Annotated in this window: 10 protein-coding genes and 1 pseudogene; 2 read left to right on the top strand and 9 right to left on the bottom strand. The window is 48.6% G+C overall.

From position 1 onward, the window contains the following. Positions 1–18: 18 nt before the first annotated feature. Positions 19–318, bottom strand: coding sequence for a hypothetical protein (locus QV747_RS07865; RefSeq protein WP_273432217.1), 300 nt, complete (start codon positions 316–318; stop codon positions 19–21). A 189-nt stretch (positions 319–507) separates the two neighbouring features. Here QV747_RS07865 and glmS point away from each other — a divergent pair, with 189 nt between their 5' ends. Further along, positions 508–2343 carry a glutamine--fructose-6-phosphate transaminase (isomerizing) gene (gene glmS, locus QV747_RS07860; RefSeq protein ID WP_273432219.1) on the top strand — a complete coding sequence of 612 codons (1836 nt, stop codon included), beginning with the start codon at positions 508–510 and terminating at the stop codon, positions 2341–2343. Positions 2344–2691: 348 nt separating this feature from the next. Here glmS and QV747_RS07855 read toward each other — a convergent pair. The 8 genes from QV747_RS07855 to QV747_RS07820 all read right to left on the bottom strand — a co-directional run bounded on the left by QV747_RS07855 (position 2692) and on the right by QV747_RS07820 (position 17043). Continuing rightward, positions 2692–3779, bottom strand: a protein-coding gene (locus QV747_RS07855) for an IS3 family transposase (protein WP_288791487.1) whose coding sequence is annotated in 2 segments (ribosomal slippage) — positions 2692–3527 and positions 3527–3779 — 1089 coding nt in all. Because the reading frame shifts where the segments join, the coding sequence is not laid out codon by codon here. Positions 3780–3860: 81 nt separating this feature from the next. Then, entirely contained in the window at positions 3861–6008 is a 2148-nt protein-coding gene (locus QV747_RS07850; protein ID WP_288791493.1) for a type I secretion system permease/ATPase, read from the bottom strand. A 67-nt stretch (positions 6009–6075) separates the two neighbouring features. After that, positions 6076–12843: a putative Ig domain-containing protein gene (locus QV747_RS07845; protein WP_288791492.1), complete on the bottom strand. Its 6768-nt coding sequence runs from the start codon at positions 12841–12843 to the stop codon at positions 6076–6078. Between the two features lie 11 nt (positions 12844–12854). Next, positions 12855–13385, bottom strand: a complete 531-nt coding sequence (locus QV747_RS07840) for a hypothetical protein (RefSeq protein WP_288791491.1) — start codon at positions 13383–13385, stop codon at positions 12855–12857. Further along, positions 13378–13833, bottom strand: coding sequence for a toxin-activating lysine-acyltransferase (locus QV747_RS07835; protein WP_288791490.1), 456 nt, complete (start codon positions 13831–13833; stop codon positions 13378–13380). Before QV747_RS07835 ends, QV747_RS07840 begins: the two co-directional genes overlap by 8 nt. A gap of 13 nt (positions 13834–13846) precedes the next feature. Continuing rightward, entirely contained in the window at positions 13847–14320 is a 474-nt protein-coding gene (locus tag QV747_RS07830) for a GNAT family N-acetyltransferase (RefSeq protein WP_288791489.1), read from the bottom strand. 2 nt (positions 14321–14322) lie between these two features. Further along, on the bottom strand, positions 14323–15753 hold the full coding sequence (locus QV747_RS07825; protein WP_288791488.1) for an HlyD family type I secretion periplasmic adaptor subunit: 1431 nt from the start codon (positions 15751–15753) through the stop codon (positions 14323–14325). Between the two features lie 202 nt (positions 15754–15955). Then, a protein-coding gene (locus QV747_RS07820) for an IS3 family transposase (protein ID WP_288791487.1) occupies positions 15956–17043 on the bottom strand; the annotation gives its coding sequence in 2 pieces (ribosomal slippage) (positions 15956–16791 and positions 16791–17043; 1089 coding nt in all). Positions 17044–17164: 121 nt separating this feature from the next. Here QV747_RS07820 and QV747_RS07815 point away from each other — a divergent pair. Then, a pseudogene (locus QV747_RS07815) lies at positions 17165–17430 on the top strand (transposase); the annotation flags it as partial.

Raw genomic sequence — 17430 nt, 5'->3', positions numbered from 1 at the left:
GCGAGGTTAGTGGTAGCACTAGCGGGCGGGGCCGCTGCTGACTTTGGCACGATAAATCAGCAAGCCCATCATCTGCGCCACATCTTGCCGCGCCTGCGGGCTATCGACCCGGCCAAAGCGATCGGCCAGTGCCTCATGCACTTCGCAAGAGAGATTAAACAACAGGCTTTTTTCTTCCTCGCGCGCCCGGCCTAGATAGACATTGATTTCATCCACGATCTGGTCGGCCAGCTCTTCTGGATAGGTGGCTGAGCTAGTCAGGATGCGATCAAGCAGGCGAACGCCAATAACGCCCAAACTGAGTAATTGAATGGCCATCTTCTTGCTACCCCGCGAAAACACTTGCTTGATTTCACTCTAGTGAGCGCCCAAGCATTGCAAAGCGCCATCCGTCAAACGGCGCACCCGCCTGCCGTTCGGCATAAGGTGATTGATTTAGCGACAGTTGCCGACGTCTCCCCTACAGTTCGCTCGTGCAATGCAACATTTTCTCAGGAGTAAAGAAGTATGTGCGGTATCGTTGGCGCTCTCTCAAGCCGGAATGTCGTCCCCATGCTGATGGAGGGGTTGTCGCGGCTGGAATATCGTGGCTATGACTCCAGTGGCGTGGCCATGATCCATCAATTAGGCGCCAGCGCCCAATTTGCCCGTGCCCGGGTCGCCGGCCGCGTAGCCGATCTGGCGAAAAAAGTGCATACCCTGTGCGGCCTGGTCGGGATTGCCCATACCCGCTGGGCTACGCACGGCGGCCCCAGTGAAGCCAACGCCCACCCGCATCAGGGTGGCGAGAAAGTAATGGTGGTGCACAACGGCATTATTGAGAATTTTGCCGAGCTAAAAACCGAGCTGATCGCCCAAGGCTACCGCTTTGTGTCTGAAACCGACACCGAAGTGATTGCCCATCTGATCGATGCCGAACATCAGCGCCAGCCAGATTTTCTGGCTGCGGTGCAAGCCGCGATTGCCCGCCTGCACGGCGCATTTGCAATTGGCGTTTTGCACTTAGATCACCCCGAGCAAGTGATCTGCGCCCGGCAAGGCAGCCCGCTAGTCTTGGGGCTGGGGTTTCAGGAGTATTTCTTTGCTTCCGACATCGCCGCGCTACTGCCCTTAACGCAAAAAATGATTTACCTCGAAGAAGGCGATCTGGCCCTCATCAGCGCTCAGGCTCTGCAGATTTTCGATCGCGACAGGCAGCGGGTTGAGCGGGCCAGCAAAATGCTGGATGTCTGCGCGCAATCGGCCGAGCTGGGGCCATATCGGCATTACATGCAAAAAGAAATCTTCGAGCAACCCGAAGCGCTGGCTAACACCATGAGCAGCGCGCTGGCCCAGCAGTTTAATCCGGCGCTGTTTGGCCCCGGCGCCGCCGAGGTGCTGCAAGCGGCCAACCACATCCGGATTATTGCGTGTGGCTCGAGCTATCACGCAGGGCTTGTGGCTAGATACTGGGTGGAGGCATTGGCTGGCGTGCCAGTCAGTGTGGACATTGCCAGCGAATACCGCTATCGCGATTCGCGCGAAATGCCCGGCACGCTGATTGTGGCCATCTCGCAATCGGGTGAAACCGCCGATCTGTTGGCCGCCGTACGCAGCGCCAAACAGCGCGGCGAAGTGAAAGTCTTGGCCATCTGCAATGTGGCCCACGCCACGCTGACTCGCGAAGCCGATCTGGCCATGCTGACGCAAGCCGGGCTCGAAATCGGCGTCGCCTCGACCAAAGCCTTTACCACCCAGCTGGCGGCGCTGTACGTGCTAGCCGTCACGCTGGCCAAGCAGCGGCAAACGCTGGCCGCGGATGAACTCAATGAGCTGGCGCACTATCTGCCCCGCCTGCCCGGCATGATCAGCGGTGTATTGCAGCAGGAAAGCCAGATCGAGCAATGGGCGCAAGCGCTCAGCCATCATCAGCATGCCTTGTTTTTGGGGCGCAATACCTTGTTCCCGATCGCGCTGGAAGGCGCGCTAAAACTCAAGGAAATTGCCTATATTCATGCCGAGGGCTATGCCGCCGGTGAGCTGAAACACGGGCCACTGGCGCTAGTGGATGAAGATATGCCGGTGATTGTCTGCGCGGCGCGTGATGAGCTATTTGATAAGCTGATGTCGAATTTGCGTGAAGTGCAGGCACGCGGGGGGCAAGTGTATTTGCTGGCTGAACCCGGCTGCGAAGCCGCGCTGCCGTATGTGAAATCGATGATCACGCTCAACGGGCACTGCGGCCCGTTGGCGCCGATCGTCTTTACGATTCCTTTGCAACTGCTGGCCTATCACACGGCCCATCGCAAAGGCACCGATGTCGACAAGCCACGTAACTTGGCGAAATCGGTGACCGTGGAGTAAAGCGGCTTAAAGGCCTTTGGGCGTATTTCATCCTATTAAAGTCGTGAATAAGCAATTAAAGTCGTGAATTGTTTAATATAGTCGTGAAATTAGACTCAATAAAAATGCCCCTTGCAGCGAAGGGGCATTTTTAATGTCGTGACTAAAGCTTACAAAGGATCATTTTTCTTAAAAATCGCGTCGCTTCGGATGCCAATCAGTCTAGCCTCCACTTTGACAGACTTGCTAGCCCGTCCTATTGGATTAATTTGCAAAACATACTGCCGGCAAATTTTGCTGTGTTTTCATAAAGTACCGTTGTTCTCCGCGGTAATCCCCCCGTTTTTAAACGAGGTTAGAAGTAGAAGGTTATGCAGCTAATGCCAACTTCTGTTTCGGGGTAATGCCACCCAATGCCATATTCGGCCGTTCATTGTTGTAAGTCCATACCCAATCGGTCGCAAACTCTTGGATTTCAGCGACTGATTCAAATTGGTAATGATTCAGCCAGTCATACCGTACTGTCCGGTTGTAACGCTCCACATACGCATTCTGCTGTGGATTGCCTGGCTGGATATACGCCAGTCGGAGGCCCAGCTTTTCCGCCCAGTCTTTGACCTTTTGGCTAATGTATTCTGGGCCATTGTCACAGCGAATGGCTTTGGGCTGACCTCGCCACTCCAGGACTTGATTCAATGCGCGAATCACCCGTTCGGCGGTTAACGATAAATCAATCTCCATCGCCAGCGCTTCACGATTGAAATCGTCAATGACATTGAACAGCCGGATGCTGCGCCCATCGACCAGTTGATCGTGCATGAAATCCATTGACCAACACTCGTTCGCAGCCTCGGGCACTGCTAGCGGTTCTGGCTTGGCGCGCTGAATGCGGCGCTTGGGTTTGATACGCAGATTCAATTCTAGCTCTCGATAAATCCGGTATACCCGCTTGTGATTCCATCGAAATCCCTTAACGTTGCGGAGGTGCAAAAAGCACAATCCGAATCCCCAGTTACGCTGATTGTGGGTCAACCGAATCAGGTGATCGGCAATCTCATCATTGACCGCCGATTGCCGGGATTGGTAGCGATAACAAGTTTGGCTGATGCCAAAGGCGTGACAGGCCAAGCCAATACTGACGCCACGATGCTGTACCGCGTGGTGCGCCATCTCACGCCGCCGCGATGGCTTTACTACTTTTTTTCGAGCGCCTCTTTCACAATCTCGGCTTTGAGGCGTTCTTCGGCATACATCTTTTTGAGACGCCGATTTTCGTCTTCGAGTTCTTTGAGCCGCGCCATCAGCGAAGCATCCATCCCGCCGAATTTGGCGCGCCACTTATAAAACGTAGCGGAACTAAAGCCGTGCTCGCGACACAGCTCGGGTACCGGTGAACCGCCTTCGGCTTGTTTAAGAATGGCGATAATTTGGCTGTCAGAAAAACGTGAAGATTTCATGTCGAACTTCCTCGGTGCTGATGGGAGAAAATTCTACTTCTAATGACGCTTAATTTCTGGGGGGATTACCTTCCATGAGGTTCAAGACAACTGCATTGCATGCAAGCGAGCATAATAACCATCAGGGCGATTAACCAGCTCTTGGTGCGGGCCTTCTTCTACAATTTGCCCTCTATCCATAGCAATAATTCGGTTTGAATTTCTCACCGCAGACAGCCTGTGGGCAATAATCAGCACAGTACGTCCAGCACAAATCGCTTTCATATTGTTTTGAATGATTCGTTCCGACTCATAATCAAGCGCACTGGTGGCTTCATCAAAAATCAGAATTCGTGGATTTGTTACTAACGCACGAGCAATCGCGACTCGTTGCCGCTGTCCACCGGACAAACCAGTACCGTGCTCGCCGACATGAGTATCGTAGCCTTCAGGTAACTCAACAATGAATTCATGTGCACCAGCAAGTTTGGCTGCTTGGATCACTCTTTCCATGCTCATGCCGGGCTCTGCCAGTGCGATGTTGTCGCGAATACTCCGGTTAAATAGAAGGTTTTCTTGCAAGACAACGCCAATTTGCCGACGCAACCATGCTGGATCCGCGAGGCTTAAATCAACACCATCGATTAATACTCGGCCACGCTCTGGAACATACAACCGTTGCAGGAGTTTGGTCAGTGTGCTTTTGCCAGACCCTGAGCGACCAACAATTCCAATGACCTCACCGGCATTAATCTTTAAATTAATTCCGCGCAAAATTTCTGGCGCATCTGGGCGATAGCGGAAATGAATCTGATCAAATTCGATATGACCTTGAATGGGAGGAAGTTGCGCTCGATTCTGGTTGATTTCGGTACGAGTATTAAGAATATCGCCCAAGCGCTGCATCGAAATGCCCACTTGCTGGAAGTCTTGCCATAGTTGCGCCAAGCGCATCACAGGACTCGCCACGCGGCCAGCGAGCATATTAAAGGCGATCAACTGACCTACTGTCAGGTCTCCCTCAATGACTAGCTTGGCGCCGATCCACATCGTTGCTACCACAACAATTTTTTGAATCAGATTAACGCCTTGGCTACCAATATTGGCCAGCTGGGTTACTTTAAAGCCTGCGGCTACATAACCTGCCAATTGGTTATCCCAACGGCGCGTTACTTGCGGCTCGACTGCCATGGCCTTGATAGTTTCAACGCCATTGATAGTTTCAACCAAAAAGGACTGGTTTTCTGCTCCGCGCGCAAATTTTTCGTCGAGTCGGACTTTTAAAATTGGCGTAATGAACACGGATAACAGCACATAACACGGCAAAGAGAGCACTACAATCAGCGTTAGCCAACCGCTGTAATAAAACATTACAGCCAAAAAGACGACAGAAAATACCAGATCTAGCACTGATGTAAGTGCCTGACCAGTCAGAAAGTTTCGAATATTCTCTAGTTCCCGCACACGAGCTACAGAATCCCCAACTCGCCGAGCTTGGAAATATGCCAGGGGTAAGGCCAGCAAATGCCGGAATAGCTTTGCTCCTAACTCCACATCAATGCGGTTTGTTGTATGCGAGAACACGTAGGTGCGTAACGCTGTCATCCCGACTTCAAAGACTGAGATGACCAACAAGCCAAGCGCCAAGACATCCAACGTGGTCAAACCACGATGAACCAGCACTTTGTCCATGATGACTTGAAAAAACAATGGCGTCGCTAAGCCAATCAATTGCAAAACAAAAGATACAAGCAAGACCTCACCTAGCAATTTCCGATATTTCACAATTGCAGGTATAAACCAAGAAAAATCGAAACGGGCGAGATCACCAGCTAAGCTAGCTCGCGAAGTAAACAAGATCAATCGGCCTGACCATTGCGTTACCCACTGATCCTTGCTGATTTTTTGCGGCCGTCCCACTAACGGATCTTGAATGAGTACTTCATCACTCTCGATTTTGGCAAGAATGACCCATTGACCCTCACTCGTTTTTGCCATCGCAGGCAAAGGTGTTCTTTCTAAGCGATCAAAATGAGTATCAATTGCTTTGACTTTCAGTCCTGATTTTTTTGCGGCCAGCAAAACATCAGACTCAATCAACATGCCATTATGGCTGGCATATTCGTGCTTGATTTGTTCAGTTTCAATGGCTACCTGATGAAATCGAGCCAGCATGACCAAGCAAGCCAAAGCCGTATCGATTGGTGGTTCACTTCCCCCCAATTCGGGCGGGATGGTATTTGCATTCATAGTTCAACTCAAAAAATATATCCGCCCTCTATTAGGAGGGCGGATATAAGATGCGACTTAGTCTATCTTAGTGCCAGTTAGCAGCAAGTACCGGTTGCAGCTGTTCACGATACTGATCGGGAAGTGCGGTTTCTGCAGAGGATGGCGGTGCCATGCCTGCCATTGCAGACACCAAGGCTTCTACTTGGGTATTGAGCAGTGTTTTACCGTCAGCGGTTTTAATTTGCTCAATTTGATGGCTAATGTACCAATCCTTGATCACTACTTGACCATCGCCACCAATGACGTCGATTTCCAGATTGTTCCCGGTTCGCTTGAACCACAACTCATCGGATTTAATCCCTTCCATGTTCAAGCTATCGTTCCCACCCCAATCAAGGATCTGATCACGACCATCTCCGCGAGCATAGTGATAAGTATCGCCTTCCCAGTCGGCCACGATGATGTCATTTCCTTTGCCGCCGCGGATATCATTACCACCGCCACTAGCATAAATGTCATCATCACCATCACCACCATCGATGATATCTGCGCCGAATTGAGCCCGGATGATATCGTTCCCTGCGCCTCCCAAGAGCGTGTTATTCCCACCGCGTCCATCGATGTAATCATTGCCAGTGCCACCGTTGATGAAGTCATCACCCCAATCACCAGTTAATGTATCGTTACCCGCACCCGCAATAATTCGATCTTTACCACCCATGCCTTGAATCACATCATTGCCATTGGTGCCAATGAGCGTTTCATCACGCCAATCGCCGGTTTTGGTAATTCCTGGATGTAATGGCATAACCAGTTTGAATATATCATCAGCATGCAACCCATATCGATCTGTCGCTCGCACATTAATATCCCAGCTACCCAGAATTTCTGGGTCGATATCAGCGTGGAATTGGCCTTTTGTTGCATCAAACTTGAGCCAGGTTGGCAATGCTGAACCATCCGCCAACGTTGCTGATAGCGTGAGAACATCACCGGCATCGGGATCGATGAAGGTTCCATTTGGCACATTAACATCGATTGGCCCAGGCGAGACAAAGCTCACATCAGCCAATGGATTCACCAATTTTGGGGGGCGATTAATTAATTCAGCCAGATTGCGGACTGTGCCATCTGCAAACTCCACTTTGGCAGTAGGTAGAGTTTGCTCAGCGGAGTAAGGATCGTAATTCATCTGAATTGTGTCTCCCGCTGTTCCGTAATGAATCAGCAAGCTATTAGGCGCATATTCAAATGAAAGGCTACTCAAAGTAATGCCAGAGCCAAATCGCAGGGTATTGATACCACCAGAACCATTCTCTTGTGTATCGCTCACCGTGTCATGACCATCACCTTGATCAAACAAGAATACATCGTTACCTAGGCCACCAATGAGGACATCATTACCAGTACCACCGCGCAATGTGTCATCACCCGCACGGCCATCCAATGTATTTGCACCAGAATTCCCGACCAACAGATTTGCGGAAGCATTCCCCGTACCAGAAATATTTCCTCCCTCTACCAAGGTGAGGTTTTCAATATTGCCGGTGAGAGTAAAGGTTGCACTAGCGATAACAGAATCGGTCCCTTCGTTGGCAAACTCGGTGACGGTGTCGTTACTATTGTCGACATAGTAAAGATCATTTCCTTTGCCACCGTACATACGATCTGCACCCGACAAGCCATTCAAGATGTTGTTGCCATCATTACCAACTAAGCGGTTATCCAGCGCATTACCTGCTGCTGTCAGATTGTCTTTACCTAACAGGGTCAGGTTCTCAACATTTTCACCCAGCGTATAGCTCAGATTGGTGCGAACAGTGTCATCCCCTGCATTGGCTGATTCAATAACGACATCGCCGGCATTGTCGACGATATAGACATCATTGCCTAAACCACCGTCCATTTCGTCGGCGCCTTCACCACCATCCAATTGGTCATTACCGTCTTGGCCATATAGCCAGTCCTTGTCATCACCACCCGCCAATTGGTCGTTGCCGATCCCACCGAGCAAGGCATCATTACCCGCCTCACCAAAGAGAATATCGTCACCTTCACGACCGTCGAGCACATCATTACCCCAGCCACCGGAGACAAAATCATCGCCTTCACCAGCAAAGACCAAATCATTACCGCCTTCGGCGTAAATTTGGTCGTTGCCAGTATTACCAAATACCATATCGTTACCCAGGCCAGCGTAGATCAAATCGTTGCCTTCGCCACCATCGACAAAGTCGTTATCCGCGCCGCTGTAGATCACATCATTTCCAGCTTCACCCAAGATGGCGTCATTGCCGACATCGTCATAGATAAAATCATCGCCCGCGCCAGCCTTCACGATGCTATTGCCTTTGCTGGCCAGCAAGATATCGTCACCCTCCGTACCTAATGTTTCTGTGCCAGATGGACTAAACGGCGATGTAGGTACCACCGTCGTTGTGCCATCAAGGTTAGGAACTTGTACTTCAGGTCTGGTGGCTAGGCTAACGTCTCCTGCTTTAATCACACGGCCATCGGCAAACGTGACATCAATTTGGCCGTGTACAGTGTTGCCATCTTTAACATACGACTTGCCATCGCTCTTCAAAGCAATAGAGATAATTCCAAACGAATCCAAGGATTTAAATTCACCCGCATCCGTTACCCCATTTTCATTCGCATCAACCCAGACGCCAAATTTGCTCCAGCGCTCATCCAAGCGAGACAATAGGCCATCACCATTGCTGTCAAAGCCTTGCAATCCCTCTAGGTCGGTTTGTGCACCGGCCTTATAGCCTACAAATGACAACTCATCGGCACGATCAATTTTGCCGTTGCCATCCGCATCAAAGGCCAAGAAGCCATCGCCTCCCGTAAGCCACGACATCCGATCGCGCCAGCCATCGCCATTAATATCAAAAAACACATTGCTATCATCGACATGTTTGAAGGTAAGGCCATCACCATTAAGGTCGAGCGCAATCGGTTTTTTACTCGAGCCATCCTTAGGGGTCGGAGGTGGGCCAAAGTGGGTCACTTTGACCGTTTGAATAGAGTAGGCACCCGAGGGGTCAATGACTTTTACTTGAAAGCCATCCTCAGTCATTTTATTCATTGGATCATAAGTGGTAATCCGGGTAGTAGATCCCTCCACCCCTGTATGGCCCCAGTATTTGTAACGCCCTGTGGTCTGGTCTAGCTCGAGCTCACCCCAACTTGGCTTTTCAAGTAGTTCATATCGAAGTTCGCCTGCTGAGTTATCAACATCAGCACCAGTTAACTTACCCGAATTTGAATCTTCAAAGCGAATGGGTTGGTTTCGCTCAACTAAAGAATAGATTGGACGACGATCCTGACTATTGCTATACCCTATCACCACAGATTCAGTCCATGGCGTATAAATAGGCGTAATAGACTGAATCGATGCATTGGCCGAGTTAACTTCCGGGATGGTTGTTGTCTTAAGGTACTCGGTCCCCCCTTTGCCAGAAATAACAACATCCCAGCCATAAATTGGACGATCGGGATCATCTTCCAAGGTCAAAGTCGGCGCATCATTCACCCCTTGAACAGTAACAATAACAGGGACAGACGTACGCGAACCATCCGGCGCTTGTAACACGTAGCTGAAGCCAGCTTGATTACCAAAATAATTGGGGGCGGGCATGAACTCAATATCACCCGAGTCCATCAACCGGACGGTAGCGTTCTGCACCCCCTCGATCGCTACGATTTTTGAGCCAACAGGCACCTTTTTATCGTTCGCCATCAGCATTGCCGATGAAACATAAGCGACCATGTCTTCAAAAGCGGTAAAGCCATCGGCATTTGGTGCAAAGGCACTCAAATCCTGAGTGGTTGTCACTACCAGGGATTTCACACCATCGCTGTTTTCAACCAAAATACCTTCCGGGATTTTAATGGCACGAGATCCTTTTGTATCAGCGCTCAAATCAGCTGATCCCATGTATCGTTCTTGACCATTGATTTCGAAGGTGTTGCTACCATAGTTCACTGAGGTGATGCCTAACTCACTCAGTTTTTTCGCCTCACCATCATCAACAACCCCGTCGCTGTCTTTATCTTGCCAAACTTGCAGGTATTTAAAGACGGGATCGGCAGAAGTCAGCCGGAAATCATAGTTGCTATCCCAGTAGCGCAGTGATGGAACACCTTTGAGCTCATCCGCAAGTTGCGCATTCGAAAATAGATCACTGCCCGCATCCAAATAGCTCGATAAATTACGATCGAGCACTAGCATGGCATCACCTGCGCCCACCCAGCCTGTGCGTTTTAAATAGCCAGAGTCATCGACATTAAAGGCCACATTGGAGTTCTCGCGGGCAATGGTCGTGATTCGCCCATCACCGTCCATATCCAGCCCGATGGGGCGGAAACGCTGCGTATCGCCTGTTGGTGTAGGGGCCAGCTTGCCTTCTGAAGCGGCCATCTGTACTTCCGTCAGCCCCGCCTTTGGATCGCCAGCCTGATTTTTGAGATAGACGGTATCGACTTCGTACTGTGCCGCCAAACCTTGGCGCTCAATGGCATTGCGCAACAAAGCCTCTTGCAAATCGACAAAGAACTCAGGGTCATTAGGACTCACACCCAAGCGCTTACCTTGGAAATCGTAAACCCGATCACGAGTAACCCCGGTTACGGGGTCCAAATCATGCAAGGTGAACTTATCATCACGATATGTGAGCGAACCGAAGCGTAATGGAATCGCTCCGATTGGCATCTCAGGGTTATCAGTGCGAGCTTTTTGTACCAGATACTCCATCGTGGCTTTCAAATTGCCCAACATGCCACCAACTCGGGCATCGCCTCCTGTTTCACCAACCACGTTCAAACCGATTTGGCCATTATTCCAGGTGAAATGACCTTCACCCCAGGCATCGGGGACTTTAGAGGCTTTGAATAACGAATACAGCATGTAAGCAATGCTAATCACTTGCCCAACTACCGGAATACCTTGAAGTGATGTAACCATTGCAATAGCACTAACAGCGGCACCTTTAACATCTCCATTTGCTAAACTGGCAACGATACCAAGTGCAGGAATTACTCCTATTGTTGCAGCATTTGCCCCTTGGGCAGCTGTACCCCACATAGTTCCAGCAACAACTTTTGCGGTTTCATTTCCCATGGCAGCAAAAGCACTTGCACTATAACCAACTAGTGAAGCGCCAGAATAAGCAATACCAATTCCGTCTTTGTTCTCAATGGCTTTTTTAAGACTCACAACACTGCCAATTGCGCCAAGTACAGCAGTAACACCTTGGATGCCATTGACTAAATTTTTCCCATCAACGGTTTTCCCCCAATCCGTTTCACTAATTAGCGAGTTCCCAATCGTTAATACTGATCGGGTGATAGGTAATGGCTCGCCGGATTGGATGGCTTGAGCTAAAGCTAAAAACTCAGCAGTTTTTGCCGCCGCATTTTGTAAATCAGCATTTTTTTTAACTTGATTTTCAGCATCATTCTTAGCGGATTCAGGCGTAAATCCTGCAGTACGTAGCTTGTGATCTAGTTCAAATAGTTCACCCTCTGACAAATTTTGATTGTTCAAAATTTTTAAATCGCGACCGTTGGCTGTTTCTGTAAATTCAACAAATGCCTTCTTGCCCTCGCCAACCATTAATGACACAGATGATTTTATATTTCCATTTTTATCTGCCACTTCAAATATTCTAGTTGATGGCTGCTGGTCATAAACGTCATTGCCATTTGCATCTTTATAAGGGGTTTTTATATAACTAAAGTACTGGGTTTCAGTGAATGTTTTTCCTTGATAATCGGTAAAGCTAGAGATCAACTTGCCCGTTACCCCATCAGATTTAATGGACTTGAATTCCAATGGAATTAATTCTCTCGGGACAGCATCTTTTGGTAAGCCAGCGGTAATTTGAATATATCGGCGATAACCTTCATCTGTGAAGGTGCCGGGAATATTCAAATCTGGATTTAATACGGATCCATATTCATCCCATCTTTTAACCCCATTTGGACTCCAGCCTTCGCTATAGATTGGAAGCTTCGCTTCTGACGTTGGCAATCGACTAGCATCAACATCAGCAATTTGAATCCCCAAGTTCTTAAAATAAATCGCACTGGCTGATAAGACGTAAGCCCCAATCCCATTGTCGTAACCTCCGCCAATATTACAATGATTACCATCCACGAAAATCCGAGTTATACCTGGGCCTGACATGTCTGTTGATTTAAACAGGTTGCGATATTCATTGTTGGCAACAATTTGTACAAAATTACTCACCGTTGGCGGCAATGCCAAATTGCCAGAAAATCCGGTGGTTACTGGGTCATATAAAATGCCACCAGCAAAATTAGCTCTACCTGGCTCGATTAAGTATGATTGCCCGTCCACAGACTTCACGCCTTGCTCATAAACCATCTGAGAGAAAACTGCAGCAGTAGCTGCTCCACGGCTGAATGCGGTTATTGCTACATTAATTTCAGCATTAGGATTGTTTTTATCATCCCGCCAATCTTGAACTTGCGCTTGAAAGTCACGATAGGCCAATTCTGCTTTGCTAACAATTTCCGCTTGCACACTTGGTGGCCATGCTGCAGAGCCCCATACACTATCACTAGTACCTGGACCTGGGTAATAACGAGATACAACATTCTTAGAGGTTGCAAACTCGCCCAAATCGGACATAAGCCCTACGTTTGTAGGATTAGAATCACCTGACAATGAAGGATTGCTTTTGTCGTTGTTAGTCCCATCAAAATTAACAATAAAAACAAACGAATCCGTTTTGACAGATGGGGTGATTGCATCACTAGTTAGCTTCTGCAATTGCTCTGAAATTTTGGTGGCGTCCACTTCATTTACAGTAATTGTCATATCTTATCTCTTTACTCGTAGGTCTTTTTAAATTTATAAATATAATCTCTAGATGGATATATAGTTTCAACTTTTCGCTGCCAATACAAACTCGGGCCATTCTCCTGCTGCCCATACCCTCTTGGCTCACTGTGAATCAAATAAACAATAATATCTCTATCTTTAATTACAAAATAAATTTTCTTGCCAGTAATATCATTGGGAATTAAATCATGCAATGATATCGTCTTCTCAATTACCTCATTGCTTGGAATGTAACGCCACCTCACATATAAAAACCCTCCAACGAGCATATCACCATAAGTTGAGCGACTGTACAAAGGTCTCCCCTCAGATGCCACGCCACTATTGCTGTGTATTTTTGAGTTGCCATACTTGAATTCTAGTAATTCAATATCTTTCCCACTATCCCGGCGCACATCAAATTCAAAGCCATGCTCAGAAGTTTTTGCCCCCAAATTGGCACAGGCAGATATTGAAACCATTAAAATCATTAAGAAAAAAAATAATAATGCAACTTTTAAATTTGATATTTTATTCATCATTCGTGCCAAATTGGGCTAAGCTAGATATTACATTTTGATGCCAAAACATCACACTTTCCTGTTGATTAACAATTAATTTAAGATTTTCCAGCATCTCTTCCCTCTGCCCAAACGGAGTCACAACATCGATTAACCACAGATGTTCACCACCTTTCCACTCATGCGGTTCAAGTTGAGTATTGCCCTGTAGCAATCGTTGATGAACGTCTTCAGAGACATACGCCCAAGAAATAAAGCCCAGCGGCATTTTGTCTTTCATAAACAAGCGGCATTGATCCAGAATCAACGGCGGTTGCACTGCCCAATCCAAGTCGGCAAGTGTTAAGTGCTTTTTGGCATCGTCACGACCATATAACCAAGCCACGGGCCCTAGAGTCGGTAAGCGATCAAATGCCGCTTGGGCGTATTCCACTAATTGAACTAAATCTACATTTTTTTCAGCCATGAGTTTTCCTTGCTTAATTTGATTCTGTTTTGAGACTAAGGGCGTAATTTCCACCTACATGGCTAAACCCCATCCGGCGTAGCATTTTGTCGGTGCGATCAATCAGATAACCACTTGAGACCATAAGCCTGACTTCATCTGCGCCACGATTTTTGGCCCAGCGCTGAAACCCCAGCACTAACTTTGTCGCCGCACTGGTGCCGCGCGCCTCGGGTAGCACAAACCATGAAATATTGGTGGCGACGACGCTATCGCAAAACCAGTAAGCCTCTGCCATTGCAAATAAGTAACCTACGATTTTTCCATCATCGACAGCGACCAGGATGCCGTACTTTCCTCGCTGATCGGCCATGTAGGCTTCTGCAGATTTACGAACTTTGGTCTCATCAAATTTAAATGCTTGATAGCGAGTTTCTTCGAGGGCTTGCCGCCCCATAGCGACCAGCACAGGAATGTCTTCTGCGATGGCTAGGCGAATCTGAATCATGCTTACCTTTCACGTACACTTTCGGTGACGTGCTGAATGAGTGGGGAGAGGAAATATTCGATCAGGCGACGCTGGCCCGTTTTAATTTCGACGGTCACAGCCATACCAGGCGCGAGATGCACCTGTTTGCCATCGATATTCATAAACGAGCGATCCAGCTTGACTTTGGCTTGGTAGACCAAGCCTAATTTCTCATCTGGGATGGCGTCTAAACTGACGTTTTGAACACGACCATCGATCAGGCCATATTTGGTGTAGTTGAACGTTTCGATTTTGATTGCGGCATGCTGGCCTGCATTGACAAAGCCGATGTCTTTATTAGGTAAAACAGCTTGTGCTTCTAGTTGCTGACCTTGCGGCACAATAACCAATAGAGGCTGAGCAGCCGTGACAACGCCACCAATGGTATGGATAGCTAACTGCTGGACAACACCATCAACGGGTGCGACAAGGCGGGTGTATTTCGCCACCTGATCCGATTTAATCACCTCTTGTTTCATGGCATCGGATTGTTCAGTGGCTTGGGCTAGCAGCTCATTTTGCGCCCGAACAAATTCGGCTTTAATCGAGTCGCGTTGCTGCTGATTGGCATTTATGCTGGCGGCAAGCTCACGCAGTTTATTACGTAAGCTGGCCAAGTCTTGCTCCATTTCAATGCGAGCCTGCTGTTTGTCGAGCACACCATGTTTTGAAATGAAGTTTTTGCTGGCGAGATCAGTAAAGTCGGCTTCACGCTGCCGGACGATTGGGAGGGTCTTTTCCAGCTTTTGTACTTGATCTTGTGTGCTGGCCAATTCAGCTTGTTTCCGAGTGGTATCCGCATCGATGGTCGCGAGCTTGGCGAGCAATTCTTGCCAACTACTTTGCATTTGCGCCACTTTTCTTTCGCGCAAACTAGCTGTATTTGCCAGCTGATCTAATTCTGGATCTGCACCTAAAGTTGGCGCTTTCCTTTGAGCCACGGCATCCAGCAAGGCCATTGCTTTGAGCCGATTAAATTTGGCCTCTTGCCAGCTACCTTGATTTTTTGAGGACTCGGCGCCAGCAATAGTACGATCAAGCTCGATTAATAGATCACCGGCCTTAACAACCTGACCGTCACGTACATGAATTGATTTAACTACGCCGGGCTCGAGTGGCTGGATGGTTTTACTTTGGTCCGAGACAATTAATTTTCCCGGAGCGACCGCTACGATGTCGATTTTGCCCAAGCACGCCCACAGTAGCGCCAACAGCAAGAATCCCATCAGAGCATAGAGAGTAACGCGGGCAGCAGGATGTGGCGGGCTTTCCTGGAGCTCTAATGCGGCAGGTAGAAATGCCAACTCAGCAGGCTGACGTGGTGGAGAATCAGTTGCTTTACGATGACTCCAAGCCTCTTTAAAAACAGCGCGATACTGTGCCAACAGCTCCCGCAAAGCCATCAACTTCATAGACTATATTCTTGATTTTGTAAATATGGAAAGTTACCACCCCCCCATTACTTAATCAATAGAAGCCTTGTAAGATATTCAAGTAAATGGTTGTTAAATTTTAGAAAGCTGATACTGTTACGCTAGGTGTGACCTCCTCCCGAAAAATGGTAGCGGTGGAAAGGTAATCCCCCCGTTTTTAAACGAGGTTAGAAGTAGAAGGTTATGCAGCTAATGCCAACTTCTGTTTCGGGGTAATGCCACCCAATGCCATATTCGGCCGTTCATTGTTGTAAGTCCATACCCAATCGGTCGCAAACTCTTGGATTTCAGCGACTGATTCAAATTGGTAATGATTCAGCCAGTCATACCGTACTGTCCGGTTGTAACGCTCCACATACGCATTCTGCTGTGGATTGCCTGGCTGGATATACGCCAGTCGGAGGCCCAGCTTTTCCGCCCAGTCTTTGACCTTTTGGCTAATGTATTCTGGGCCATTGTCACAGCGAATGGCTTTGGGCTGACCTCGCCACTCCAGGACTTGATTCAATGCGCGAATCACCCGTTCGGCGGTTAACGATAAATCAATCTCCATCGCCAGCGCTTCACGATTGAAATCGTCAATGACATTGAACAGCCGGATGCTGCGCCCATCGACCAGTTGATCGTGCATGAAATCCATTGACCAACACTCGTTCGCAGCCTCGGGCACTGCTAGCGGTTCTGGCTTGGCGCGCTGAATGCGGCGCTTGGGTTTGATACGCAGATTCAATTCTAGCTCTCGATAAATCCGGTATACCCGCTTGTGATTCCATCGAAATCCCTTAACGTTGCGGAGGTGCAAAAAGCACAATCCGAATCCCCAGTTACGCTGATTGTGGGTCAACCGAATCAGGTGATCGGCAATCTCATCATTGACCGCCGATTGCCGGGATTGGTAGCGATAACAAGTTTGGCTGATGCCAAAGGCGTGACAGGCCAAGCCAATACTGACGCCACGATGCTGTACCGCGTGGTGCGCCATCTCACGCCGCCGCGATGGCTTTACTACTTTTTTTCGAGCGCCTCTTTCACAATCTCGGCTTTGAGGCGTTCTTCGGCATACATCTTTTTGAGACGCCGATTTTCGTCTTCGAGTTCTTTGAGCCGCGCCATCAGCGAAGCATCCATCCCGCCGAATTTGGCGCGCCACTTATAAAACGTAGCGGAACTAAAGCCGTGCTCGCGACACAGCTCGGGTACCGGTGAACCGCCTTCGGCTTGTTTAAGAATGGCGATAATTTGGCTGTCAGAAAAACGTGAAGATTTCATGTCGAACTTCCTCGGTGCTGATGGGAGAAAATTCTACTTCTAATGACGCTTAATTTCTGGGGGGATTACCGAAAGTAGAGATTTCTGGCAAATTTAACCTTATCCGGGTAGGAGATTTGTCATGAAAAAATCGAAGTTCACGGAAGAACAGATCGCTTTTGCCTTGCGCCAAGCGGAGTTGGGTACGGCTGTCGGGGAGGTCTGCCGTAAGATGGACGTCCCCGAGGCGACTTTCTACAACTGGAAGAAGAAAACGCCCGACTCAAGCGCATGGTTGCGGATCTGATCCTGGATAAGCAGATGCTGCAGAAAGTCATCCAAAAAAAGCTGTTAAGCCGGCTAGCAAACGCGAGCTGGCTAATTTCCTGATTGGCGCGTATCGCGTCA

Origin of the sequence: uncultured Chitinibacter sp. (genome assembly GCF_945957625.1) — a bacterium.
GTDB classification, from domain to species: Bacteria; Pseudomonadota; Gammaproteobacteria; order Burkholderiales; family Chitinibacteraceae; genus Chitinibacter; species Chitinibacter tainanensis.
The sequence above is the reverse complement of the archived record's forward strand: the minus strand, read 5'-3'. Positions and strand labels throughout refer to the sequence as shown.